We start from the raw sequence: 23,539 nt of genomic DNA, 5'->3' as shown, positions 1-23,539 counted from the left end.
CCACTACAACGAGGAGATGCCCGTGAACGCCCGTCTCACCTCCGAAGAACGACAGTGGCTGCACTCCCTGATCCGCGAGAAGCTGGAGCTCGGCCGCGAGGAGTGGATCGAGGACACCACCGATGTGAGGGAGCTGCCCGGCATCGACTCCATGAAGATCCTCCGCCTGGTCGCCGGGATCGAGCTGGGCTTCCACGTCGACCTCGGGTTCGAGGCCATCCCCGAGGTGCAGACCGTGCAGGACATCGAGCGGTTGATCTGCCAGGCGCGCGAGCGGTATGCCGTGAACGCCCCGAGCGACTGAGCGACGGCAGGTCGGTCGCGGACCGGCAGGCGCAGGGACATCCGGACGCCGCGCCCGAGAGGTTCGGCGAGTCGGCCAGGTCGCCCTCGACCGGCTGGGCCGGCTGCTGGAGCGGTTCGGCGGGCTGCCGCGTCGGCTGGGCCCGGCTGCCGCGGACCTCCGTCCCCGCGGTCGCGAAAGCGATGCCGGGACCGGCGATGACGGTCAGGCCGATGGTCACCACGGCGACGAGCCGTGCTCGCGCAGATCACTCTCTTGGAGAGGCTTGGGTGATCGCGCTCACACAGCGCTTACTTCGCCGCCGAGTCGTCCGGGAGCTGGAGATAGGGACCGAGGAGGCGGCGCAGCATGGCCAGCGCCGCGTCGAGGCGGCGCTTGACGGTGCGCTTGTTGGGCGACCACAGGTCGCGGCTCGCGCGGACCACCATCGAACCGATGATGTCCGCCATCACCTCGGGCTGGGCTTCGCCGTGCGCGCGCAAAGCGGCGAGGAGCGGTTTCTGCAGCGAGTCGTGGAACTCCTCCATCGGCGCTGCCAGGACGGCCGGGTCCACCACGCTCGTGAGGGCGCGGGCTACGGCCTGTTCGGAACCCGCGAACAGCTCGACGTTCGCGGTCACGTAGGCCCAGACGCGCTCACCGGGCGTCGGGGCGGCTTCGACGGCCTCGACGATCCTGTCCGCCCAGGCGGGCAGGACGTCGGCGACCACTCCGGCCAGGAGATCACCGCGCGACGAGAAGTACTCGTAGACGCTGGACCTGGCCAGGCCCGCACGTGCCCCCACGGCCGCGAGCGAGGGCGCCTCGCCGTTCTCGGCGAGCAGCGCCCGCGCCGCGTCCAGGATCGCCTGGCGTTGCCGGGCGCGGTGCTCGGCGACGGTCGGGGCCTGGATGCGGGGCACGTGCGAACCTCTGTCAGCGGGCGGAAACGGTCTGCGGGACGTACTCGCTCAAGATACCGTCGACCATCGACAGCACCCTGTCGCAGTGGTGCAGCACGTCGTGGTCGTGCGTCACCATCACGGTCGCGACACCGTGCTCGTGGGCTTCGCGGGCGAGCAGGCCGACGATCTCCTGGCTGCGCTGGCGGTCCAGGGCGGCGGTGGGCTCGTCGACGAGCAGCAGGTCCGGCCGCGTGACGAGCGCCCGCGCGATGCCGACGCGCTGGCGTTCACCACCCGAGAGCTGGTGCGGGCGGCGGTCGGCGCGGTGGTCCATGCCGACCTCCTTCAGCAGCGTGGCCGGGTCGCGCGGCTCGACCTTCTTGCCGAACGTGATCGGCAGCCGGAGCTGGTCCAGCGCCGTCAGCGCGGGCACCAGGTTGCCGGACTGGAAGACGAAGCCGATGTGGTCGCGGCGCAGGCGGGTGAGCTCCTTGGGCTTCATCCCGGTCAGCTCGACACCGCCAACCTGCACCTTCCCGCTGGTGGGCGGCACCAGGGCGCCCGCCACCGCGAGGAGGCTCGACTTGCCGGACCCGGACGGGCCGACGATGGCGACGAACTCGCCGGGCTCGACCACGAGGCTCACGTTGTCGAGGGCCGTGACCATCTCCTCGCCGTCACCGTGCTCGAGCGTGACGGAGTCGAGGACGAGGCCAGGGACGTCCTTGGCGCTCATCGGGAACCTCCCAGTGCGGTCAGCGGGTCGACGCGGGTGATGCGCAGCACGGCCACGCCGGCACCGATCACGCCGAGCACGATGAGCCCGGCGGTCGCGGCGCCGATCGAGCCGAAGTCGAGCTGGAACGGCATCGGCGCCCCGGAGATCGCGGCGCCCATGGCGACGCCGAGCCCGACGCCGACCGCCGACGCGGCGACCAGCAGGATCAGCGACTGCGCGAGCGAGTCGCGCAGCAGCCTGCCGGTGCTGGACCCCATCGCGCGCAGCACCGCGATCTCGTGCTTGCGCTGGATGGTGACGACGGTGAAGAACGCGCCCACCACCAGTGCCGAGATGGCGTAGAGGAAGACCTGGATCAGGTCCAGCGTCGAGGTCTCCGCGGAGTAGCCCGGCGACGCGCCGAAGGACTCCTCCAGCGTCAGCGACTTGGTCTCCAGCGCCTCGTCACCGGCCGCGAGGTCGATGCCGTCGCCCTTCAGGGCGATCGCGGTGACCTGGTCGTAGACGTGCGCGGGCACCTCTTCGCCCTGGCGGACGCCTGCCCGGATCTCCTGCCACGTCCGCAGGTCGAGGTAGCCGACGTCGACGTGCCCGAAGGTGTGCTGGCCGTCGAGGAAACCGGTGACCTTCAACGGCGTCTCGAGCTGGTCGACGACGACGGTGTCCCCGATCCGGACACCGGCCTCCTCGGCCGTCTGTCCCAGCAGGACGGTGCCGCGGTCGCTCAGCTTCTCACCGTTGGTCGCCTGCGGGGCGACGAAGCTGCCCGGTTCCACCCCGAACAGCGCGAGGTCGATGTCGACCCCCGAGTCGGTCTTGGCGTTCACCAGCGTGTTGCCGAAGGGGGCGGCGTCCTCGACGCCGGAACGTCCCCGCCAGGTCTCGGCGACGCTCACGTCCACCGTCGACCGGGAGAAGGCGCCGTCCGTGGAGGTGCCCTTCTGGAAGGAGAACGCCGACACCGGCAGCTTCTTCAAGCCGGAGACGCCGTCGTTCACGAGACCGACCGACAGGCCCGACAGCAGCACCATGAGGATCGCGATGAGCGCGACCACGGAGCCCATGAGGGCGAACCGGCCACGAGCGAAGACGAGTTCACGCAGGGCGAGGAACACAGCGCCCCCTTTTAACCGACATCATGTCGACAACCATACCGACACGATGTCGGCAAGTTTCGGGCGTGTGAGAAACTACGCTAATCGGACATCGCAAGGCGACACCCGGTGGGGTCACAGACGGGGCTACGAGGTGCTCGCCGCGATGTCCTGCACGGCCTGGCAGGCGCTCGGCACCGGGTCCAGCTCGTTCACGTGCCCGGCCACCCGGCGGAGCAGGCCCTTGAACGCCGCCCGGTCCTCCTCGGACAGCCCGGACAGCACGTGCGCCTCGGCGTGCGCGAGCCGGAGGTCCAGTTCGCGCAACCGGTCGCGGCCGGTGTCGGTGGCCACCACGAGGCGGGTCCGGCGGTCGGTGGGCGCGGGTTTGCGGACGACGAGTGACGCCGCTTCCAGGTCGTCCAGCAGGTAGGTCATCACCGTGCGGTCGACGCCGAGCTGCCGGCAGAGCGCGGACTGGCTCTCCGGCCGGTCGCGGACGGACGCGCTCAGGACCTGGTAGCCGCGGTGGCCTCCTGGGAGGTCGCCGACCGCCGCATTGGTCGCCTTGACGAAGGCGCGGAAGACGACGCCCAAGGTCCAGCCGAAGTCGTCCGAGAGAGCGGTCACCCGGCCAATGATAGCCACGACAGAACGTCTGCACAGCAGAACATCTGCGTGGCATACTTTCGGCATGACAGACTACGGTCACCCGCTGGAGTTCGGCGTGTTCCTCCCGCCCACGGCGGCGCGGTTCGCCGACACGCTCCGCTTGGCGAAGGCCGCTGACGTGCTCGGACTGGAGCTGGTCAGCATCCAGGACCACCCGTACAACGCCACGCACCTCGACACGTGGACCTCGCTGGCGGTCATCGCCGCGAGCACGACGAATGTGCGGGTGTTCCCCAACGTCGCCAACCTGCCGCTGCGGCCACCGGCCGTGCTGGCGCGCGCGGTGGCGAGCCTGGACGTCGTCACCGGCGGGCGGGTCGAGCTGGGGCTCGGCGCCGGGGCGTTCTGGGACGCCATCGCGGCGATGGGCGGGCCGCGGCGGACGCCCGGCGAGTCGGTGAGGGCGCTGGAGGAGGCGATCACCGTCATCAGGGCGTTGTGGACGCCGGGGCGGGGTGCGCGAGTCCAGGGGGAGCACTACTCGCTCGACGGGGCGCGGCCGGGGCCGTTCCCGGTGCACGACGTCGGGATCTGGCTCGGCGCCTACAAGAAGCGGATGCTGCAACTCACCGGGCGCGCCGCCGACGGGTGGCTGCCGTCGAGCGCGTACGCGCCGCCGGAGCAGCTGGCGTCGATGAACGCGGTCATCGACGACGCGGCGCACGAGGCCGGACGATCACCCCAGGACGTCAGGCGCCTCTACAACATCTCGCCCGGCTTCACGGCCGAACAGCTCGCCGGGCTGGCGCTCGACCACGGCGTCAGCGGGTTCATCCTCGTGGTCGAGAACGACGACGAGCTGCGGACGTTCGCGGAGGACGTGGCACCGGCCGTCCGGGAGATCGTGGCGAAGGAGCGCACCGCCCTCCCAAAAGCGCTGGGCGTGACGCCCACGCCTGACGACGGGAAGCGGCTTTCGCCGACGAGTCCGTGGGACGAGTCGAAGCGTCCGCGCGGTCCGAAGCCCGAACCGGATGCCGTGTACACCAACGCGGGGCGGACGCACAGCCGTCAGCTCGTCGGCGTGCACAACCACCTGCGGGAGGAGCTCACGAAGATCCGCGCGCTGGTGCGCAAGGTCGCCGACGGTGTGCTGGGCGTGGGCGACGCGCGGGACGAGATCAACGCGATGACCATGCGGCAGAACAACTGGACGATGGGCGCGTACTGCGAGTCGTACTGCCGGCTGGTGACCATCCACCACACGCTGGAGGACCGCAGCCTCTACCCGCAGCTGCGGGCGGGGGACGCCCGGCTGGGGCCCGTGCTCGACCGGCTGACCGAGGAGCACCACGTCATCCACGAGGTGCTCGAACGGCTGGACGCCGCCCTGGTCAGCACGGTCGCCGAGCCCCAGCGGATCACGGAGGTGTCGGACGCGGTCGACCTGCTCACGGACACGTTGCTGTCGCATCTGTCCTATGAGGAGCGTGAGCTGGTCGAGCCGATCGCACGCATCCCGTACCACTACTGAGCGCGTGCTCCGGGCCGGAGAGGCCCGGAGCCACCGGCGTCAGCGGCTGGTCACCGTGCAGCTGGCGGTCGCGGACCTCCCGGGGTTGCTCTCGGAGACGGCCGTCAGCGTCACCTTCCCCATGACCGGGCCGCCGGTGCGCCGGGCGTGCACCGGAACGTCGACCGTGTCACCGAACTCGGCCGTGGCCAACGCGTTCGGCAACGAGACGGTCCAGCCGTCGGCCGCCTTCGCCGACACCCGGTAGACGTCGCCGCCGAGGTACTGGTCGACGGGCTCCGGGTGCTGCGCGGTGGGCGGCGCGGCGCGGCCGGTGTTGGTCAGCCGGAAGCGGCACGTCGCCACCCCCGAGGAAGCGGCACGAGCGGCGGCCGGCGTGACCCGCACGCCGCGCTGCTGCGGTCCGGCGCCGTCCAGGGACCGCACCGCGACCGTGTAGGACAGGACGCCCCGCGCGTCGCGCTGCACGTCCAGCACGTAGAAGTGCAGCCGGTTGGCCTGGTCGACGAACTCGAACTCGCTGCCCGAGTTCGTGCCCGCGTGGAAGAGGGCGTCCGACAGCTGGCGGTAGTCGCCGATCGTGATCGGCACCTTCGTGCCGTCGGGCAGGACGTGGTCGGTCATGCCGATGTCCTGCGGGTTGGCGTCGATCACCCACGTGAACGGTGCGGCGTCGGCGTTCTTGGTCTTGGCCAGCAGCACGCCCGAGTCCGGGGTGAACGAGTCGGAACCCATGCGGTCGACGACTTCGAGCGTGTAGTTGTTGTAACCGCCGCCGTCGCAGAACGGGTCGGTGTTCACGTTGCAGGACGGCGTCTTGTCGCCGGTGCCCAGCGCGAGGTTGATGCCCGTCAGCCCCGCCGGGCCGGGGTCGACCTCGCGGGCGGTGATCTTCGCGATGACCGTCCCGGAGCCGGCCAGCGCCTCGCGGGACAGCCGCAGCACGTTGCGCTCGTCGATGATGCCGAGCTTGATGCGGTTGCGGAACGTCTGCTGGGCGCCCATCGACCCGCCGCCGGTGGCCGGGATCGTCCACCGCGAGTGCGGGCCGCCGGGACCGTTGAACGAGCCGCGCGACAGCATGTCCCACGGGCCGCTGTAGTCACGGCGCGGCGGGTTGCCGTACGGGTTGTTGTAGTTGTCACCGATGCCGAGGAGGTGGCTCAGCTCGTGCGCGTAGACGCCCTGGCCGGAGCTCTCGGCCTGGGTGGACGAGCCGCCGCCCGCGTTCGGCCAGATCGCCGACCCCGCCGCCCACGAGGTCCAGTCGACGTACCGGGTGCGCGACCAGTTCGGCAGCGCCGGGTCCGGTGGGCCGAAGTCGTCGGTCACGTCCTCCTTGGTGCGGAACTTCATCATCCCGAACTCCTGCCAGGTGCCGGACTCGTCCTGGCCCGCCGACAGGTAGTAGATGAAGTCGTAGCCCGCAGGCACCTCCGCGCCGACGTCGGCCACCCACGCGGCACGGCCGTCCGTGCGGATGTTGCGGTTGCAGTTGTCCCCGGCCGGGCAGCCGGTGCCGCCCTGGAACTCCATCGCGTACTCGTGGTCCTTGCCCGGCATCGTGTACGGGCCGAACGCCTTCAGCTCGACGCCGTAGCGCCCGCCGGAGGTCTCCATCCAGTACTCGTGCACGGTGTGGCCGCGGTTGAGCACGTTGGGCTTGTTCAGGAAGTCCTCGTAGAACTGCCCGACCCGGTCGCGCGGGACGTTGCTCGCCTCGGTGCTCGGGTTGCCGAACACCGTGGAGTTGGCGGCCTGCGTGACGACGAACGGCTGGTTCGGGTAGTCCAGCAGGACGAGCGCGCCCTTGAAGTTGCGCACCGACCCCCGGACCGACGGGTCGGCCCAGTTGGTGCCGGGGATCTTCGTGTAGTCCCGCTCCCACGTCATGTGGTCGGGGTTGACCCAGTTCTGCGGGTCGATCGGGCCAGGGAACCCGTCCTGCGCGAGCACACGGGCGGAGTCGCGGGACTGCTGCCACGGCTGCTGCTGGGGCCAGTGGTTGTACTGCCAGTGGTTCGGCGGCTGCTCGGGAGTGGGGGCGGCGGCGGAGTTGCCGGCGGTGACCATCGCGACCGAGAGGAACGCGGTGATCAGCAGGGCAGGGCGCCGGTGTCTGCGGTCCATGCCACCACCGTGGTGCACGGCGGTCCCGGTCAGCCACCGTCGATCGTCGGGGACCGTTCCCGGTCGTCACCGGGAACGGATCACCCGGACACCTCAGGGCGGCCCGGCGCGCTCTCCCCCTGGCGGGTCCGCACCGGTCGCGTTCTCCTGACCGGCACGGACCTCCTCGTCGGCGAGCAGCCGACGCACCTGTTCCTCGCTCGCACCGAACATGAAGCACATGCCTCCGACGCTAGGTGCGGCCGCCGGACCGAGCTTCTCGATTCCTGCCCATCACGCGTGCGACGACTCCGAGCGCCACGAGCAGCACCCCCAGCAACGCCAGGCCGGGCGCGGACGGACCCGTCCTCGCGAGCGCCGGCTTCGCCTTCTGCTGCTCCGGACCGGGACCTCCCGGATCGGACGCGGCGGGTTCGAGCGAGATCCCCAGCCACGCCTCGCGGTCCGCCACGACCGTGACCTCGCGCTCGATCGGACTCGGGTACGTCCACGCGCCTTCGACGTGCGCACGGTGCGAACCGGCGGGCACGCGGTCGAACCTCAGCATCCCCGTCGCGTCGGACACCGCCTCGCCCGTCACCGCGTCCGTGTGCCGGTCGCGCAACACGACCCGGACGTTCGCGACACCCTCGTCCTCGTCACCGACGTAGTTCCGGTTCCGGTCGTGCCACAGCCGCCCCGCCACGGACCCGAACCCGCCGGGGACAGCCGCCCGGGCAGTCGCCTCGACGTATCCCTTCCCGTTCAGCACCTGCGGCCCGAACCGGCACACCGCGAGAACTTCCCCCGCCGCAACGGCTTCCTGCGGCACGACGTCGGTGACGTGGAACGTCCTGCTCTCCCCCACCGGCACACCCACACCCGCGCCGTTCGGTGCCAGCTCGCCCCAGTTCGCTTGCACACCAAGGTAGTTCTTGCGGCCGTAGTCGAGACACGTCGCCTGCACGCCCTCGATCGGGCGCGTGCCGTCGTTGGTCAGCGTGACCGTCATCGTGACGGCCTGCTGGGGCTGGTAGCTCTCCTGGTCGAGGACCAGCGTCGCCCCGAGCGAGTCCGCGGCCGGACGTTCGGCCCGCACGGCGAGGTCGGCACCTTGCGGCGTGATGAGCACGTTCTCGTTGGGCGCCACCCAGCCATCGGGGTGCGTGTAGCCGACGAGCCAGCGACCGCCGGGCGTCTTCTCGAACAGGAACCGCCCGTCGGCGCCGGTGGTGCGCTGCGCGGTCATTCCGCGACCGCCCCAGATCTGGACGAGCGTCCCTGCGAGCGCTTCACCCGCGTCCATCCGGCCGTTGTGGTTGCTGTCGCCGTAGACGACACCACCCAGGTCGCCCTCGGTCGGCGTGACGGTGGCGAGCGCGCTGAACCGGTCCTCGGCGTTGTCCTGCCTGCCGATGTAGTCGAACCAGCCGTCGGCGATACCGGCCGTCTGGTTGCTCCCGTTGTAACGGTCTGCGACTCCGCCGGAGAACTCGAAGACCTGCGTCTCCCCCGGGCCGATCCGCACGCCGTTGCCGCCGTCTTTCAGCTCGCCCCAGTCCCACCTTTCGTAGCCGGGAACTCCTTGTGGGAAGGGGAAACGGACGCGTTCGGCGGCCTGACCGCCGACGTTGGTGATGGTGAACTTCATGCGCATGTCCTCGTGGAGGAGGTAGTGCGACTTGTCCAGTTCCACGGTGGTGCGGAGGGCCGCGGGCTCTTGGGCCTGGGCGGCCGGAGCGGCCCCTAAAGCGAGCAGCGCGGCCGTGATCACGGCGCCTGATTCGATCATCGCGCGTCTGAGAGGTCTGTCGGCCACTGTTCCCCCAATGGTCAGTCTTCCGATGAACCTCCAACGTCACTGCTGCCAGGATTGTTGAGCACCGCGGTTGGCGTTCCGGGAGGTGGCAAGCCTGCCTCCCGGAACACCAAGGTGAATCAAGTTCAGGATTATCCGCGGCCAGCCGGTCTTCGAGCAGACTGCCGCCTGCTCTTCTGTCCGGTCATCGCCCTTCTACGTGACGTGATGACGACTGCTCCATCCCGTCGCAACCGAAGAAGCCTCGGTGGTCTGAACCATTACGGGCTCAGCCGGAACCGCGCTCACGCCCAGCAGGAAAACCAAAACCGCTGCGAAGCGAGTGATCTTGTGCTCCTTGATGAATGTTCTACTACCTGGAGGTGGGCCAAGATGTTGCCCGGGGGTGTGGAATGGATACAGGCCCACGGGGCGTCACGTCAACTCTGGCAGCTCACTCGATTGAGTGATCCAGAAGAGTGGATCTTTGGCCTGAAGAACACTACATCAACGTCAATCGACGACCTTCACGGTTCGGGATGAAAAACGGGTGACCCCGATCGAGGCTCAGGCAGGTCAATTTCAGAACGAAGACGTTCCAGTTCCGCCGCGACTCGGCTCGCCCGCTCCGCATCCTGCTCGACGAGCAGCGGCCAGGCCCGCTCCAACGCCTCCACCGCCGCCTCTCGCCGACCGGCGCGCCCGAGGATCCGAGCGAGCACGCACAGAGCAGTGGCCTCGCTGAGTGACGCACCGACATGTCCGCAGAACCGGACGGCCTGACGGGCGTACTGGGTCGCCTCCCAGACGTTGCCCGCCTCCTCCTCTATTTGACACAGGAGCGTCAGTACCTCACCCACGGCGCCGATGGCGCGTTGCCCGGCGTACTTCCACAGGCTGTTCTGAGCAAAGGCACGCGCCTCGCCGACACGTTCCCGCGAGAAGCTGAGCGAACCGAGCAACTGCAGAACGGTGGCTTCCGCCCATTCATCTTCCTGGGCGCGAGCCAGCATCAACGCTTGGTGGTAGTAGGAGGCGGCCCGCTCGTACTCGAAAGCCTTCTGATATGCCTCTCCGGCACGAAAGAGGAAGAAGGTCTCCAGACCGCGTTCGTCGATCTCTCTGATCAAGGACAACGCCCGCTCGTGGGAGTCTATCCCCATCTGGATGTTTCCGGTGGCCACCAGTATTCGTGCACCAGTGTGCAGGCAGCTCGCGATACCGGATCTCTGGTCACCGCCTGCCTGCAGGTAGGCGATATGCGCGGAATGGACGTAGTGCTCGGCCTGCCGGTACTCCTGCCGCACCAGGTGGCTGTGCCCGATCTGCTGCATCAGATCAGCCGCGGCCTCGGTGGAGGATTCGCCCAGTGCCTTCGTGGCCGCGAGCCCGAGGCGCAGCGCGGAAAGCATCTCGGCGGTCATCCCGCGGCGCGGCCAGATTTCCATCAGCGGGGGAATCTGAACCGCGTAGGAGTAAGCACCGGTCTCGACCGAAAGACGAACCACCGCCAGCACCGTCTGCACCTCGGCCATGCACCAACGTTCCGCTTCGGAGGCGTCTTTGAACTCCAGCGCTCCGAATTCCGAACCAGTAGAAGAAGTGAGCACCCGGACCATTCCCGGGAACAACGTCATGTCGGCGTTCTCCGCCGTGCGCAGGTAGAAGTCGAACATGCGGCGCTCGATCAGCATCCGCTCCTGCGGATCGTCGAGCAGGCCGCTGGAGAACTCCCGCAACAGGTCGTGTAGCTTGAACCTGTCCAGGTCGTTCGCCTGCTCGACGAGGGTCGCCTCCACAAGGGTGTCGAACGCCGCGTGCACTCTCCTGGTCGGCAACGCCACCATCGCGGCGGCGGTGCTCACGCTGATGTCCGGCCCCGGATGGACACCGATCGTGCGGAAGAGCAAGCGTGCGTCAGGTTCCAAGGCACGCAACGACTGCATGAACACCGCACGCGGGCCGTGCATCGTTCCGATGTCGAGAACGCCGCGCTCGCGGAAGTGGTCGACGAACGCGCTCAGCCGCACGTTCGGACGTGTCGCGATGTGGTTGGCAAGAACTTTCAGCGCGATCGGCAAACCGCTGCACACCCTGGTCAGCTCGGCGAGCGCCTCGGTGTTTTCGGCGCGCTCGCCGATGCGGTCGAGGAGCAGGCGCGCGGCCGCGTTCTCACCGAGCGGGTCGATCGAGATCCGGTGGGGGGCCAGGCGGGCGGCCAAGCCGGACAGGCGTGAACGACTGGTCACGATGACGAGGCAGGACGAGAACAGCGGAAGGAGCTGGCGGATCTGCTCCGTGTCGTACGCGTTGTCCAGCAGCACGAGCAACCGGCGTCCGGACACCAGCGACTGGAGCCTGGCCATGCGGTGATCGGGGTTCGTGATCTGGTCCGGCCGCACGCCGAGCGCGAGCAGGAACCGGTCGACGACCGTGGCGGCGTCCAAGACCGCGCCATCGGAGAACCCCTGCAAGTCGGCGAAGAGGACTCCACCTGGGAACCTCGTCCGCCGGGTGTGCGCCCAGTGCACGGCGAACGCGGTCTTGCCGACCCCGCCTTGGCCGCTGACGAGGACGAGACCCGCTTCGGACGCCACGTGGTCCAAGGCCGCGAACTTGTCCTCGTGACCGACGAACAACGGGACGTCGAGCGGTAGTTGTTGCGGCGTCAGGACCTCGGGAGCCCGGGCCGCCGGTTTCACGGACTCGGTCCGGCCCTTCTGCAGCCCGTCGTGGAACTTGCGAAGGGAGTCGGCAGCGGCGTCGTTCGGCTCGGCCCGGAGGGCCTTGTGCACGGTCAGGTAGAGCCGACTGGCCTCCTCGGTCCTCATCAGCCGGTACAGCGCGTGCAGCCTCCGTTTCAGCAACCCGTGGTGAATTCGGTAGTCGAGCTCCAGGTCGTCGAGCTCGTCGATCACCTGCTGGTGCTCGCCGAGCGCCAGCAGTTCTTGGCACAAGAGGTCGTACGCGGGCATCAACCGGTTCATCAGGACGTTGCGGCGCCAGGTCTCGGCACGGTCGGACCGCAGGTCTTGCAGAGGGACCTGGTGGCGCCAGATCGCGAATGCGGACCGAATCTCGCTCAGAGCTTGCCGATGATCTCCGAGCGCGGAGAGTTCACGCGCCCGGTCGACCTGGTCGAGGAACCGGAAGTAGTCCACAGCCTTTCGGCCGACGTCGATCCGATAAGCACCGTTACGAGTCGACAATTCCACCCGGTTCGGCAAAGATTCGAGTTTCGCGCGCAGCCGCGAGGAATAGAGGTACAGCGCCTGCTTCGGATTCCGCGGCAGTTCGCTCCGGTCCGGCCAGATCCAGTCGATCAGCTCCGCTGCAGGCACGAAGGTTCCCGGCCGCGTCAGCAGGACGGCGAGCAGGGCTCGCTCCCTCGGCCGGCCCCATTGCGTGTCGACGCGGTCGCCGACTCGAATTCCGGTTGGGCCCAAAATTGTGAATCGCGCGTCCACGAGCGCCACCCCTCATCCCCGCCAAAGAGTGTCCTCCCCGTTCAACACCAACGCAACGGACTCGTTCGGCCGAAGATGACAGATCGCTGACAGTCCATTGACATGAACGCGTGAATGGACACGGAAGTGGTCCGGGAACCTTGATCAGGACTGCCGTGAAGTGCGCGAACAGTTTTTGACAGCTCGATGAACACTCCGGGCGCGACGGTCTTCCCATCACTTCGACCGATGGAGGACTGGATGAACTGGTTCACCACCCCGCTCGGAGCAGGGGGTGCGCACCGGGCGACCGTGCCGGGATGCCGCAGGGTGTTGGTGGTCGTGCCCAGCGTCGTGGCGGGCACGCGGTTGCTCGACCTGTTGCCGTTGCTGGACGGCGACTTCCGCGTGCAGACCTACTTCACACAGCCCGAGCCGGACGAGAGCACAGCGCGGTTCATCCGCGCCGTCGGCGGGCTCGTCGTTCCGTGGGAGATGGCGTTGCAGCACGAGTTCGACCTCGTGCTCGCGGCCAGCTACCGCTTCGTCGAGAAGGCTCCTGGGCCGGTGCTGGTGTTGCCGCACGGTGCCGGCGCGGTGAAGTCCCGGCAGCGGGTGAGGGCGGCCGGATCGGGGGCGCGGCCGGTGCACGGGCTCGATCGGCAGATGCTCGTGCGTGACGGGAGAGTGCCCGCGTCGGCGATCGTCCTTTCGCACGACGACGAACTGCGGTTGCTCGCGCGGTCTTGTCCCGAGGCGTTGCCGGCCGCGGTCGTCGCCGGTGACATCTGCCTCGACCGCATGCGGGCCAGTCTGCCGTTCCGCGAGCAGTACCGGCGGGCGCTGGGTGTCGGCCCTGGCGACACACTCGTCACGATCAGTTCCACGTGGACCGCGGAGTCGGCCTTCTTCCGGTGTCCCGAGCTGTACCGGGAACTGCCCACCACCGCTAGGGTTGCCGCGGTGCTGCATCCGAACATCTGGGCGGTGCACGGCGAGTGGCAGGTGCGGTCGTGGCTCGCGAACTGTGACGTCATCGTCATTCCACCCGAAGAAGGTTGGCGTGCAACGGTTGTCGCGAGCGACGTGGTCGTCGGCGATTTCGGTTCGACGACGGCGTACGCCGCGGCCGTCGGTGCCCGCATGTTGCTCGCCACCTGTCCTGACGTGCGCCGCGGCAGCCTGGCTGACAAGTTGCGGGAGGCCGTCCCCCGGTACGCCGGTGATCTGACGGACGCCGTGCGGGTTCCGGGTTTCGCAGAACTGGTGAGTTCGCGGCTCGACCAGTCCGGTGCGATCCTGCGCGCGACCATGTACCGGCTGCTCGGCATTCCCGAGCCTGCACACGCCGTGCCCGTCTCACCGGTGCCCCATGCGCGTTGACGAGGGCGTGGTGCGGAGAGACGGAGTGCTGTTCGTCCGGTGTGACCGGGCGCCGGTCAGCTGGTGGTCGCTGGCGGACGTGCTGCTCGTGGCGCCTGAACGGTCAGCTGTCACCGCGTTCGCCGCCGCCGCGGTGGTGCTGCGGCGGTATGTCGGGTGCTCGCTCGTCGTCGTCCCCATCCAGTGCGGCGAGCCGGTCTCGGAGACGGCCGGCGCTCGGGTCGAAGGATTCGCCGTAGCAGGACAAGGCAGAGCGGTAGTGGTCACGAGCCTGGACGAGGTCGCGCTGCCGTTCGGCGATCTCGCCCAGCAGCTCGAACACGTCGGCGACGTGCGGCGGTGACCCGGCGTCGCGAAGATCGGTGAGAACGTCGTGGGCGAGCCGGGAAGCCTCACCGAAACTCGAGGTGTGGAGGAGCGCACGAGCCTGGAACATCCGTGCGCGTGCCTTGTCGACGACGTTGTCCAGCAACGCCTCGGATTCCCGCAGCTCGATGATCGCCTCTTCGGGACGACCCATCTCGATGAGGACCTCACCGACACGACGGCGAGCGAGGCCGATCCCCCTGACTCGCTCGTGGCGGGTCTCGACGTCGACTCCCTCGCGGAAGTACCGCAGCGCGACGTCGAGCTCGCCTTTCAGACGGTAGGTGTAGCCGAGCTGCACGAGGGCGGTCGCGCGGCTGCCCAGGTCGTGCTCGCCCGCCAGCTCCAGAACCGCACGGATCTGCTCGGCGGCGTCGTCGAGGCGGCCGAGGTTGCGCAACGCCACCGCGAGCTGGTTGCGCAGCCGGGCCTCGGCGACCGGTTCCCCGCACTCCTGCGCCGCGAGGACACCGCGCTCGTGGGTGAACAGCCAGTCCGAGTAGTGGTGCCGCCGCTGGAACAGCGCGTACATCCCCTCCGCCAGCTGCCAGACGAGGTCCGGCCAGCCGTGGACGGCGGCGGCGCGCAACGCCTGCACCAGGTTGTCGCGCTCGTGGTCGAGCCAGTCGAGCGCCGCTGCCCTCGACTCGAACGCGTCCGGGTCTGCCGACTTGAAACGAAGGCCGACGCGGGGGCGGCCGGGAATCGCGGCCGAGTCCGCGACGACGGCGCGATCCAGGTAGAACTCCACCACCCGGTGGATCGCCTCCTCACGCTCGGCGTCGTCCTTCTCGCGCGCGTGCAGTCTCAGCAGGTCGTGGAACCTGAAGCGATCGTCGCCCACCTCGTCGAGGAGGTTCTTCTCGACGAGGTCGTCGAGATCGTCCTCGACCTCGCCGACGTCGTCCGCGACCATCGCCGCCGCGGCCCCCACCCCGAAACTCGGTCCCGGATGCCACGAACTCAAGCGGTAGAGCCGCGCCTGGCGTGGCGGCAGGTCCACATAGGAGAGGTCGAGGACGGCGCTGACCGAGGTCGAGTCGTCGAGGTCGAGTCGTCGAGGTCGAGACTCGCCAGGCGGCTCGTCTCGGTCCTCAGCTCGTCGACCTCCTTGGCCAGCGTGCGCCTGGGCCTCCTGGACAGCCGCGCACCGATCACCCCCAGCGCGATCGGCAGCCCTCCGCACAACCGGGCCAGCTCACGCGCGGCGTCGGCCTCCTCCGCGAGCCGGGGCTCGCCGACCACCTGTTCCAGCAGCTCGACCGAGTCACCCACGTCCATCGGGTCGACCTCGACGAACCGCGCGCCGTCCACGCCGAGCGGGCTGAGGCGCCACCGGCTCGTCACGACGACGGCGCAGCACGGCGACGCGGGCAGCAAAGGCCGGACCTGAGCGGCACTGGCGGCGTTGTCCAGCAGGATCGAGAACGCCCTGTCGGCGGTCAGGGATCTGAAGAGGGCTTGGCGCTGCGCGAGGCTCGGCGGCGGCACTTCCACCCCCAGCGCCCCCAGGAACCATTCGAGCACCTCGTCCGGCTGGGCCGGAGTGTCCGCGTGCGCGCCGAGATCGACGTAGAGCTGGCCGTCGGGGAACCTGTCGCGCGCGCCGTGCAGCCACCTGAGCGCCAGGGAGGTCTTGCCGACACCACCCGGTCCGCTGATCACGACCAGCAGCTGCCGTTCCTCGTCCGCGTGCCACCTGTCGAGCTCGGTCAGCTCCTCGGATCGGCTGACGAACAGCCGTGGCGCGGGCGGCAACTGTTGCGGCACAACATTTCCAGGTGGCGAGGAATGAATGTGCAACGTTCCGATCGACCCGGCCTGCACGACGTTCCCCCGTGCGGTCCCGGACACGGTGTTCTCCACTCCCGCCACCCGCATCACCCCCCGACCAAGGTACGACTTGGAGTTCGTCCACAGCACCCGGCCGATCCACGTTCGCCAGATGGTGGGATCGATCGGCAGACGCGGACGGACTAGCGCGGCACGCCGTGGTGGCGGGTCGTCCACGCCGCCACGGCGGGCAGCACGTCGCTGATCCACTCGCGGGCGGCGGCCGTCAGCTCGTAGCGTGTCGCGCGGCGGATCACGAAACCGTTGTCCTGCAACCGTTCGAGGGTGAGGATCACGCGCGGGCCCAGTGAGCCGACCAGCTCCTCCATCGACTTCGGCGCCTCCGAGAGCGCGACCAGCACCTGGGGCAGCTGGTCGCTGCTCATCAGGGCCTGCAACGCGACCAGGTGCTGGAGGGCCGCGGTGTCGCACTTGCGGTCCATCATGACGGCGCGCGGGTCGTGCACCTGGACTCGGGCCCGGCCGTTGCGCTTCGCCCGCTGGAGGGCCGCGTCCGTGTCGCGGACCAGGTCGATGAGGGTGTCCTCGGGGCCGGGGACGTGGGAGGCGACGCCGATGGACGCGGTCTGGTCGTACAGCGTCACGTGGTGACCGTCGTTCGTCGTCACCTCGGAGCGCAGGGCCCGGATGCCGCGCAGCACGCTCTCCGCGACGCAGGCGGCGTCGGTGGCGGACGTGCCCGGCAGGAGCACCAGGAACTCGTCGCCGCCGTAGCGGCACACCAGGTCCGTGGGGCGGGTGCTCGCGGCCAAAACGGTGGCCACGTCGCTCAGCACGACGTCGCCCGCGGGGTGGCCGTACTCGTCGTTGATCTTCTTGAAGCGGTCCAGGTCGATCATGAGCAGGGCGACCTGTTCCCAGCGGTGCTGGGCGCGGCGGTAGACGGCGGGGGCCTGGTCGTCCCAGCCCCAGCGGCCCAGCAGGCCGGTCAGCTTGTCGGTGGACCAGGCGCCGACGGGTTGCGCGCACGCGCCGCAGCGCGCCGGCGTGCTCTCGTCGTACAGGCGCAGGGGACCTGTTCCTGTCCGCGCAGTCGCCATGAGTCCCCCCACGCTTCGGCTTCGGACCGGCCCGATCTGCCACCTTCAACTGAAGTGACGTCGTTCGGATCAAACGCGACACACCAGTGCAAGCGGCGGAGTGTGATCATAGGGACACGCAGTGATGGATTCAACCCCTGTGATGCCATATGCTCACCGGGTTCCACAGCAGTGGAAAGATCGCTGGCCTGGAGACGCTCCAGCGGAGGTGTGGCGTGAGGCCGTTCGCCGAGGTCCTCAACGAGCTGTGCAACAACCCGCCCGACGGCCGTGGCAAGGTCACCAACGTGGGGCTCTCCGCCGCGGTCAGGACACGGGGCGGCGACATCGGCCACGGCTACATCTCCCAGCTGCGGCTCGGCGTCAAGGACAACCCCACCTGCCAGGCGATCGTCGACCTCGCCGGCGCGCTCGGCGTGCACCCGGCCGTCTTCGTCGGCGGCCGCCGCGAGCTGCACCCCGGGGAACGGCCCGGCTGGCGCGCCGGTGCGGTGGCGACGCTCTTCGAGGCCGTGCACCCGCCGGACCGCGGGCCGTGGTCGCCGGAGGAGGTCGCGGCGTCGATCAGCTCCTCAGGGCAGTTCGGCAGCATCTCCGCGAGCTACATCCGCGAGCTGCTCAGCTCGGCGAGCGGCAACCCGCGCCTCAAGCACATCCTGGGCCTGGCCGACCACTTCGGCGCCGACCCCGCGTACTTCTTCGACGACGACCTCGCGGCGCGGGTCGACTCGGAGCTCACCGACTTCCTGGCGCTGCGCGAGCTCGGCGTCGTCGAGTTCGTCACCCGCCTGGCGGAACGCACCGGCGACCTGTCCCCTCAGGCCAGAGCCGCCGCGGTGGAAGGGTTCCGGCAGGCCCTCGAGGGCGGTGAGGGCTGGTCGTTCCCGTTGAACAGCCGTCGCGCGTTCCCGGACCACACCTGATGACGACATCGGCGTGAAGATCTCTGCCTGGACCGCTGCTGACGACATCGAGAGGAGGCGACGGGTGAACCGCAGGAAACTGCGCAAGCTGGTCGACGAGGTCGCCCGAGACCTCGACCTGCCGCCCGACGCCACGCACCGGGACGCGAGCCGCCGGGTCTGCGAGCTGATGAGCGAGCGCCTGGGACGTCCCGTCGACGTGCGGTTCGCCGCCATCAGCAACGCGGTGTGCCTGAGCGGCGCGACCGCGTTGCTCGAGAACGGCACGTACCTGGTGATCTGCGCGGACTCGCAGTCGTGGTACCACCGGCTGCACGTGCTGCTGCACGAGTTCGCGCACGTGCTGCTCCAGCACCAGCCGGTCGCGCTGGGGCGCAGCGAGGGCCTGCGCAAGCTCGCGCCGCACCTGCTGCCACGGATGGCGCAGATCATCGCCGGGCGCACGACGCTCACCGAGGACGAGGAGCGCGAGGCGGAGAACCTCGCCGACCACCTCCTGGAGCGCCTGACCGAACACCGGGTCTGGTCCGACACGGCCGCGACCGCGGAACCCGCGCACGTGCGGCGGGTCGCGGAGCTGCTCGAAGGGCGATCACGCTGGGTGCGTCGTGACGATCTTTAACCTGATCTACCTCTCGTGCGGTTCCGTCGGTCTGCTCGTCCTCGCGTACAAGATCCGCTCACTGCGGTCGAGCTGGGGCAGCCCCAGGGTGATCGCCCTGATCTCCACGGTGTTCTTCGGCGCGATGTCGCCGCTCCTCGCGGCACCCGCGAACATCACCTGGGTCAACCGGACCACCGGCGTGCCGAACTTCGCGGCACTGCTCGTCTACAGCATGGTGGTCTGCTTCGCGGGAGCGTCGGTCGCGCTGGTGCTGTACTGGCGCTACCCGGCCGCCGAGGCATGGCGGCGGGTCCGGCTCATCGTCTTCGGCTACGCCGCGGTCGTCGCCACGATGGTCGTGCTGTTCTTCAGCTCCGACATCACCGAGGAACGTCAGGTCGACTTCGACACCTACTACGCCTCGCAGCCGACGATCGGGGTCCTGCTCTTCATCTACTTCGCCGCCACCGCCGCCGGCTGCGGCGGGCAGTCCTACCACTGCTGGCAGGGTGCGCGGGACGGGGCGATCTCCGCACGTCCGTGGCTCGCCCGCGGCCTGCTCTGGTACTGCGCCACCGGCCTCTTCCCGGTGTCGTTCGCCGTCATCAAGCTGTTCGTGCTGGTGCTGAACTGGACGGGTGAGCACCGGTTCGACGTGTTGAGCACGGCCGCACCTCTGCTGGCGTCGCTGGGCATGATCCCGTTGGTCGTCGCGATGGCGTTGCCGGCTTTCGGACCTCGCCGTCCGTCGCCCTCGTTGTGGCTGCGGCGCTGGCGCACGTACTTCGCGCTGCGGCCGTTGCACCGCGCGCTCGTGCACGTGAACCCCGCGATCGTCCTCGTGGCGCCGGGGAAGTTCCTGGACCCGCACCACCGCGTGCGGCGGCAGATCATCGAGCTCAACGACTGGCGCTGGGCGCTCACCCCGTACTTCGACCTGGCCGTCGGCGAGGCCGCGACCTCGCTGGCCCGGCAGGCCGCGCTCCCCCAGGACGAGGTCGCCGCCGTCGTGGAGGCCGCCCAGCTGCGCGCGGCGGGCACGTCCGGCCGGTCGAAGCCCGCGCAGCGCCGCCCGGCCGCGGAGATCGTCGACGGCACCGACCTCAACACCGAGCACGACAGGTGGGTGCGCATCTCGCGGGCCTACCAGCACTCGCCGATCGTCGAAGCCGCCGTGGCCGACGCGGCGCGCGTGCGAGCAGCAAGGGGATCTGACTAGATGGCACCCACTCACGCCGTTGTGCTCGGCGGCGGTCTCGCGGGCGTGCTCGCGGCGTCCGTCCTCGCCCGCCACTTCGACGAGGTCACCGTGGTGGAGCGGGACAAGCTGCCGGACGGGCCGCAACCGCGGTCCGGCGTGCCCCAGGCCCGGCACGCCCACCTGCTGATGTCCGGTGGCGCGCGGGCGATCGAGTCGATCCTGCCCGGCACGCTCGACGCGCTCTTCGCCGCCGGGGCCCACCGCATCGGCGTGCCGAACGACCTGGTGTCGCTGAGCGCCCAGGGGTGGGTGCCGCGGTTCCCCGAGATGCAGTTCATCGTCACGTGCAGCCGCACGCTGCTCGACTGGGTCGTGCGCCGCGAAGCCCTGCGCGACGACAAGATCTCCGTGCTCACCGGCACCGAGCCCGTGGCGCTGCTCGGCGACCGGACCGCGGTGACCGGGGTGGTCGCCGAGGACCGCATCTCCCGCGACCGGACCGAGCTGGAGGCGGACCTGGTCCTGGACGCGACCGGCCGCGCCTCGCGCCTGCCCGCGTGGCTGGAGGAGCTCGGCCTGCCGCCCGTGCCCACCGAGTCGGTCGACTCCGGACTCGCCTACGCCACCAGGATCTTCCGCGCTCCCCCGTCTGCCGCCACCGGCTTCCCGCTCGTCAACGTGCAGGCCAACCCGCGCGACCCGAACCCCGGCTGCACCGCGACACTGGTGCCGATCGAGGACGGCCGCTGGCTCGTCACCCTGTCCGGGACGCGCGGCGGCGAGCCCACGACCGACGAGTCCGAGTTCGTGCCGTTCGCCCGGTCGGTGCGCAACCCGGTCGTGGGCGACCTGATCGAGTCGGCGGAGCCGATGACCCCGGTGTACGGGTCGCACGGCACCGCGAACAGGCGGAACTACTTCGAGCGCCTGAAGACCTGGCCCGCCGGGCTGCTGGCGCTGGGCGACTCGGTCGCGACCTACAACCCCGTGTACGGGCACGGCATGTCGGTCGTGGCGCAGAGCGCGCAGACCCTCCACGCCGGGCTCACCGCGGGACACGACACCGCGCGCATCCAGCGCGGCATCGGCAAGGTCGTCGACGGCGCCTGGGCCATGGCCACCAACCAGGACATCCTCTACCCCGGCGCGGTCGGGAAACCGCTTCCGCTGGCCGGGCGGGTCTTGCAGCGGTACGTGGACCGGCTGGTGCGCACGGCGACTTGCGAAGCCGCTGTCACGCGGGCGTTCCTGGACGCCTTCACGCTGTCCGCGCCCATGACGAAGCTGATGAGCCCGCGGATGATGTGGGCGACGCTGCGAGGGCCCCGGCAGGCGGTCTCGGGCGAGCCCACGCTGACCGCCGACGAACGGGAGCGCGTCACCGCTTCCGAGTGAGGTCCGGGCGGGGTGGTGCCTTGTCCGGGCGGTGGCCTTGTCCGGGCGGTGGCCCTGCCTGCGTTGCGGGGCGGCGGCGTTGCGGGGCGGCGTGACGGCGGGGCGTGGCAGCGAACTATCGCTGGTTGCCGGGCGGTGAAGCGGCTGATCGCTGTCTTCCGGGACGTCTCGGTCAGCGCTGTGAGGCCCTGCGGACCGACGGGCACGTCATCGGCGTGGGGTGAACTCCAGGCTCTGCACGTACCTCATCGCCTCCTCGAACGCCGGGTCCCGCATCCGGGCGGCCAGCTCGTCCCCGGTCGGCTCGGCGACGCGTTGGTGCAGCCACCACAGGTTGCCGAACGGGTCGGCGAAGCGGCTCACCCGGTCGCCCCAGAACATCTCGGTCGGCACGGTCAGGGTTGTCGCGCCGTGGTGCACGGCCCTGGCCAGGGTGGCCGCGTCGTCTTCGACGTACAGGCGCAGGAAGGCCGGGGTGGGTGGCCAGGCCGGGACGTCGAAGAGCATCACCACCGAGTCGCCGATGCGGACCTCGGCGTGGCCGATGTTCGGCGGGTCGCCGACCCGGCCCAGCTCGGTCGCGTCGAAGACGGCGGTGATGAAGCCGATCAGCTCGTGCGTGTGGCCTTGAGTGATCAGCCACGGCGTCACGGTGTGGTAGCCGGTGGGCACGACGTTCATCGGTCTCCTCCTGGTCGTGGTGAGGCGACCGTAGGGCCGAAATAGGACCGGTGCGGTCCTCGTTCTGGCCTACGTTGTGCTCGTGAGTGATGCCGCCCGGCTTTTGCGCCTGTTGTCGTTGCTGCAGATGCCGCGTGAGTGGCCCGGCAGCGAACTCGCGAGGCGCCTGGAGGTCACCTCGCGCACGGTGCGCCGTGACGTCGACCGGTTGCGCGGGCTCGGTTATCCCGTCGAGGCCACGCAGGGCGTGCTCGGTGGGTACCGGCTCGTCGCGGGCACGGCCATGCCGCCGTTGTTGCTCGACGACGAGGAGGCCGTGGCGATCGCTGTCGGGTTGCGCACCGCCGCACGGCAGCCGGTCGCGGGCATCGCCGAGGCTTCCGCGCGGGCGTTGGCGAAGCTCCGGCAGGTGTTGCCGGCTCGGCTGGCCCGGCGGGTCGCCTCGCTGACGGCGGCCACCAGTTCCAGCGCGGCGCCGGGGGCCTCGCTCGTCGACCCCGGCCAGCTCGCCGTGGTCGCGGGTGCGGTGGAGGCGCGGTCGCGGGTGCGGTTCGGCTACGTCGCGCAGGAGAACGTGGTCTCGCGGCGGCACGTGGAGCCTGTTCGGTTGGTAGCGCTGGACCGGCGCTGGTACCTCCTCGCGTTCGACGTGGAGCGGGACGACTGGCGGACCTTCCGGCTGGACCGGATCTCGGCGGCGATGGTCACCGGGGTGCGGTTCGCACCCCGGCAACCTCCTGGCGGGGACGCCGTCGGCTACCTGACGCGGACCATGTACGCGACGGCGCCGACCTACCGGGCCGAGGCCACCCTGCGGCTACCCGTGGAGCTGGCACGGGCGCGGCTCGGCGACTTCGCCGGTGAGCTGACCGCTCTCGACGACGGCTCGTGCTCGTGGCACAGCGACGACGACACGGTGGAGTACCTCGCTTTCCGGCTCACGGCACTGGGCTGCGAGTTCACCGTGCACGGGCCCGCGGAACTGGTGACGCACCTGCGCGGGCTCGTGGAACGGGTCGGCCGTTCGGTGGCTCACCCTCCCGGCGCTCTCGCCCGCACGCCCAGCACCGGCTGACCGCCCGGCAGCCCCGCGTACTCGGCGTCCCAGGGCCACCTGCCCGCCGCGTCGGCGTGCACGAGCTGCAACGCCTCGATGCCCTCGCCGAACAGCCGCACGGACACCAGCAGGTGGGCCCACGGCCGCGCCACCCGCACCACCTCCAGCTCCGGCCCGCCGGGCAGCGAGAACTGCCTGCCCGGCGTCGGGACGCACGTGTGGGTGAAGTGTTCGGCGACGTCGTCGAGCAGGCGGCCCGCCGCCAGGACCGGCAGGCCGGTGGTGACGAGCTCCGGCAGGCCCAGCAGCGTCAGGCCGACGGTGTAGGCCCACGGCGGGTGCGCCCGGTTCCTGTCCAGCACCTGCACGGCCCAGCCGCGCGCGTCGATGCAGCGGCGCAGCGTGGCCAGGTGCTCGGCCATCCGGTCGGCGGGGTGGTCGGCTCGGTGATCACAGTCGCGGCACATGGCGGTCTCCTCGGATCGGTGGTGGTTCCAGTGTGGCGAGGAGGACCG

21 protein-coding genes are annotated in these 23,539 nt (G+C 69.9%); 8 read left to right on the top strand and 13 right to left on the bottom strand.

The window, feature by feature from the left end; translation table 11 throughout:
• The first annotated feature begins 22 nt into the window (after nucleotides 1-22).
• Complete coding sequence (locus BLT23_RS11755; RefSeq protein ID WP_090048404.1) at nucleotides 23-304, top strand: acyl carrier protein; 282 nt, start codon at nucleotides 23-25, stop codon at nucleotides 302-304.
• Between the two features lie 290 nt (nucleotides 305-594).
• Here BLT23_RS11755 and BLT23_RS11750 read toward each other — a convergent pair whose 3' ends face one another.
• The 4 genes from BLT23_RS11750 to BLT23_RS11735 all read right to left on the bottom strand — a co-directional run bounded on the left by BLT23_RS11750 (nucleotide 595) and on the right by BLT23_RS11735 (nucleotide 3,651).
• Nucleotides 595-1,206 (bottom strand): TetR/AcrR family transcriptional regulator, encoded by a 612-nt coding sequence (locus BLT23_RS11750; RefSeq protein WP_090048401.1) that lies wholly within the window; start codon nucleotides 1,204-1,206, stop codon nucleotides 595-597.
• Nucleotides 1,207-1,219: 13 nt separating this feature from the next.
• Entirely contained in the window at nucleotides 1,220-1,924 is a 705-nt protein-coding gene (locus BLT23_RS11745) for an ABC transporter ATP-binding protein (RefSeq protein WP_090048400.1), read from the bottom strand.
• Nucleotides 1,921-3,042, bottom strand: a complete 1,122-nt coding sequence (locus BLT23_RS11740) for an ABC transporter permease (RefSeq protein ID WP_090048398.1) — start codon at nucleotides 3,040-3,042, stop codon at nucleotides 1,921-1,923. Before BLT23_RS11740 ends, BLT23_RS11745 begins: the two co-directional genes overlap by 4 nt.
• Before the next feature lie 126 nt (nucleotides 3,043-3,168).
• A complete protein-coding gene (locus BLT23_RS11735) occupies nucleotides 3,169-3,651 on the bottom strand; it encodes a MarR family winged helix-turn-helix transcriptional regulator (protein WP_245743900.1) in 483 nt (160 codons plus the stop codon).
• A 64-nt stretch (nucleotides 3,652-3,715) separates the two neighbouring features.
• On the opposite strand from BLT23_RS11735, the gene BLT23_RS11730 reads away from it, so the two are divergent.
• Nucleotides 3,716-5,167, top strand: coding sequence for an LLM class flavin-dependent oxidoreductase (locus BLT23_RS11730; protein WP_090048395.1), 1,452 nt, complete (start codon nucleotides 3,716-3,718; stop codon nucleotides 5,165-5,167).
• Between the two features lie 39 nt (nucleotides 5,168-5,206).
• Here the strand turns inward: BLT23_RS11730 and BLT23_RS11725 are convergent, their stop codons facing one another.
• The 4 genes from BLT23_RS11725 to BLT23_RS11715 form a co-directional block, all read right to left on the bottom strand.
• Nucleotides 5,207-7,297 (bottom strand): M6 family metalloprotease domain-containing protein, encoded by a 2,091-nt coding sequence (locus BLT23_RS11725; RefSeq protein ID WP_090048609.1) that lies wholly within the window; start codon nucleotides 7,295-7,297, stop codon nucleotides 5,207-5,209.
• A 93-nt stretch (nucleotides 7,298-7,390) separates the two neighbouring features.
• Nucleotides 7,391-7,519: a hypothetical protein gene (locus tag BLT23_RS42035; RefSeq protein WP_281248833.1), complete on the bottom strand. Its 129-nt coding sequence runs from the start codon at nucleotides 7,517-7,519 to the stop codon at nucleotides 7,391-7,393.
• A 10-nt stretch (nucleotides 7,520-7,529) separates the two neighbouring features.
• Nucleotides 7,530-9,068, bottom strand: a complete 1,539-nt coding sequence (locus BLT23_RS11720) for an SdrD B-like domain-containing protein (RefSeq protein WP_090048394.1) — start codon at nucleotides 9,066-9,068, stop codon at nucleotides 7,530-7,532.
• Between the two features lie 533 nt (nucleotides 9,069-9,601).
• Complete coding sequence (locus BLT23_RS11715; RefSeq protein WP_090048393.1) at nucleotides 9,602-12,550, bottom strand: AfsR/SARP family transcriptional regulator; 2,949 nt, start codon at nucleotides 12,548-12,550, stop codon at nucleotides 9,602-9,604.
• 231 nt (nucleotides 12,551-12,781) lie between these two features.
• On the opposite strand from BLT23_RS11715, the gene BLT23_RS11710 reads away from it, so the two are divergent.
• On the top strand, nucleotides 12,782-13,903 hold the full coding sequence (locus BLT23_RS11710; protein WP_090048391.1) for a hypothetical protein: 1,122 nt from the start codon (nucleotides 12,782-12,784) through the stop codon (nucleotides 13,901-13,903).
• A 103-nt stretch (nucleotides 13,904-14,006) separates the two neighbouring features.
• On the opposite strand, the gene BLT23_RS11705 is transcribed toward BLT23_RS11710, so the two are convergent.
• From BLT23_RS11705 to BLT23_RS11695, 3 genes are all read right to left on the bottom strand, one after another.
• Nucleotides 14,007-15,203 carry a tetratricopeptide repeat protein gene (locus BLT23_RS11705; protein ID WP_090048390.1) on the bottom strand — a complete coding sequence of 399 codons (1,197 nt, stop codon included), beginning with the start codon at nucleotides 15,201-15,203 and terminating at the stop codon, nucleotides 14,007-14,009.
• A 29-nt stretch (nucleotides 15,204-15,232) separates the two neighbouring features.
• Nucleotides 15,233-16,039, bottom strand: a complete 807-nt coding sequence (locus BLT23_RS11700) for a P-loop NTPase family protein (protein WP_176946697.1) — start codon at nucleotides 16,037-16,039, stop codon at nucleotides 15,233-15,235.
• A 206-nt stretch (nucleotides 16,040-16,245) separates the two neighbouring features.
• On the bottom strand, nucleotides 16,246-17,163 hold the full coding sequence (locus BLT23_RS11695) for a GGDEF domain-containing protein (RefSeq protein WP_090048386.1): 918 nt from the start codon (nucleotides 17,161-17,163) through the stop codon (nucleotides 16,246-16,248).
• Nucleotides 17,164-17,378: 215 nt separating this feature from the next.
• On the opposite strand from BLT23_RS11695, the gene BLT23_RS11690 reads away from it, so the two are divergent.
• From BLT23_RS11690 to BLT23_RS11675, 4 genes are all read left to right on the top strand, one after another.
• A complete protein-coding gene (locus tag BLT23_RS11690; protein WP_143035903.1) occupies nucleotides 17,379-18,086 on the top strand; it encodes a hypothetical protein in 708 nt (235 codons plus the stop codon).
• A gap of 64 nt (nucleotides 18,087-18,150) precedes the next feature.
• Complete coding sequence (locus BLT23_RS11685) at nucleotides 18,151-18,708, top strand: hypothetical protein (RefSeq protein WP_090048382.1); 558 nt, start codon at nucleotides 18,151-18,153, stop codon at nucleotides 18,706-18,708.
• Nucleotides 18,695-19,909: an MAB_1171c family putative transporter gene (locus tag BLT23_RS11680; protein ID WP_090048379.1), complete on the top strand. Its 1,215-nt coding sequence runs from the start codon at nucleotides 18,695-18,697 to the stop codon at nucleotides 19,907-19,909. The genes BLT23_RS11685 and BLT23_RS11680 overlap by 14 nt, the downstream gene beginning before the upstream one ends.
• Complete coding sequence (locus BLT23_RS11675; RefSeq protein ID WP_090048377.1) at nucleotides 19,910-21,286, top strand: NAD(P)/FAD-dependent oxidoreductase; 1,377 nt, start codon at nucleotides 19,910-19,912, stop codon at nucleotides 21,284-21,286.
• A gap of 207 nt (nucleotides 21,287-21,493) precedes the next feature.
• Here the strand turns inward: BLT23_RS11675 and BLT23_RS11670 are convergent, their stop codons facing one another.
• A complete protein-coding gene (locus tag BLT23_RS11670) occupies nucleotides 21,494-21,967 on the bottom strand; it encodes a VOC family protein (protein WP_090048375.1) in 474 nt (157 codons plus the stop codon).
• Nucleotides 21,968-22,049: 82 nt separating this feature from the next.
• Here BLT23_RS11670 and BLT23_RS11665 point away from each other — a divergent pair, with 82 nt between their 5' ends.
• Nucleotides 22,050-23,042, top strand: coding sequence for a helix-turn-helix transcriptional regulator (locus tag BLT23_RS11665; RefSeq protein WP_281248832.1), 993 nt, complete (start codon nucleotides 22,050-22,052; stop codon nucleotides 23,040-23,042).
• On the opposite strand, the gene BLT23_RS11660 is transcribed toward BLT23_RS11665, so the two are convergent.
• Nucleotides 23,000-23,491 (bottom strand): DUF4262 domain-containing protein, encoded by a 492-nt coding sequence (locus BLT23_RS11660; RefSeq protein WP_090048373.1) that lies wholly within the window; start codon nucleotides 23,489-23,491, stop codon nucleotides 23,000-23,002. The two genes, BLT23_RS11665 and BLT23_RS11660, sit on opposite strands and share 43 nt — an antisense overlap.
• Nucleotides 23,492-23,539: the final 48 nt, after the last annotated feature.

The sequence above is a fragment of the Lentzea fradiae genome, from assembly GCF_900100955.1.
Taxonomy (GTDB): domain Bacteria; phylum Actinomycetota; class Actinomycetes; order Mycobacteriales; family Pseudonocardiaceae; genus Lentzea; species Lentzea fradiae.
Note: the sequence above shows the minus strand (reverse complement) of the source record. Positions and strands in the feature narration are given on the sequence as shown.

Excerpts from the sequence above, each read along its gene's own strand:
- BLT23_RS11720 (WP_090048394.1), bottom strand. The coding sequence starts at position 9,068 with ATGATCGAATCAGGCGCCGTGATCACGGCCGCGCTGCTCGCTTTAGGG.
- BLT23_RS11710 (WP_090048391.1), top strand. The coding sequence starts at position 12,782 with ATGAACTGGTTCACCACCCCGCTCGGAGCAGGGGGTGCGCACCGGGCG.
- BLT23_RS11730 (WP_090048395.1), top strand. The coding sequence starts at position 3,716 with ATGACAGACTACGGTCACCCGCTGGAGTTCGGCGTGTTCCTCCCGCCC.
- BLT23_RS11660 (WP_090048373.1), bottom strand. The coding sequence starts at position 23,491 with ATGTGCCGCGACTGTGATCACCGAGCCGACCACCCCGCCGACCGGATG.
- BLT23_RS11725 (WP_090048609.1), bottom strand. The coding sequence starts at position 7,297 with ATGGACCGCAGACACCGGCGCCCTGCCCTGCTGATCACCGCGTTCCTC.
- BLT23_RS11695 (WP_090048386.1), bottom strand. The coding sequence starts at position 17,163 with ATGGCGACTGCGCGGACAGGAACAGGTCCCCTGCGCCTGTACGACGAG.
- BLT23_RS42035 (WP_281248833.1), bottom strand. The coding sequence starts at position 7,519 with ATGTGCTTCATGTTCGGTGCGAGCGAGGAACAGGTGCGTCGGCTGCTC.
- BLT23_RS11745 (WP_090048400.1), bottom strand. The coding sequence starts at position 1,924 with ATGAGCGCCAAGGACGTCCCTGGCCTCGTCCTCGACTCCGTCACGCTC.
- BLT23_RS11675 (WP_090048377.1), top strand. The coding sequence starts at position 19,910 with ATGGCACCCACTCACGCCGTTGTGCTCGGCGGCGGTCTCGCGGGCGTG.
- BLT23_RS11670 (WP_090048375.1), bottom strand. The coding sequence starts at position 21,967 with ATGAACGTCGTGCCCACCGGCTACCACACCGTGACGCCGTGGCTGATC.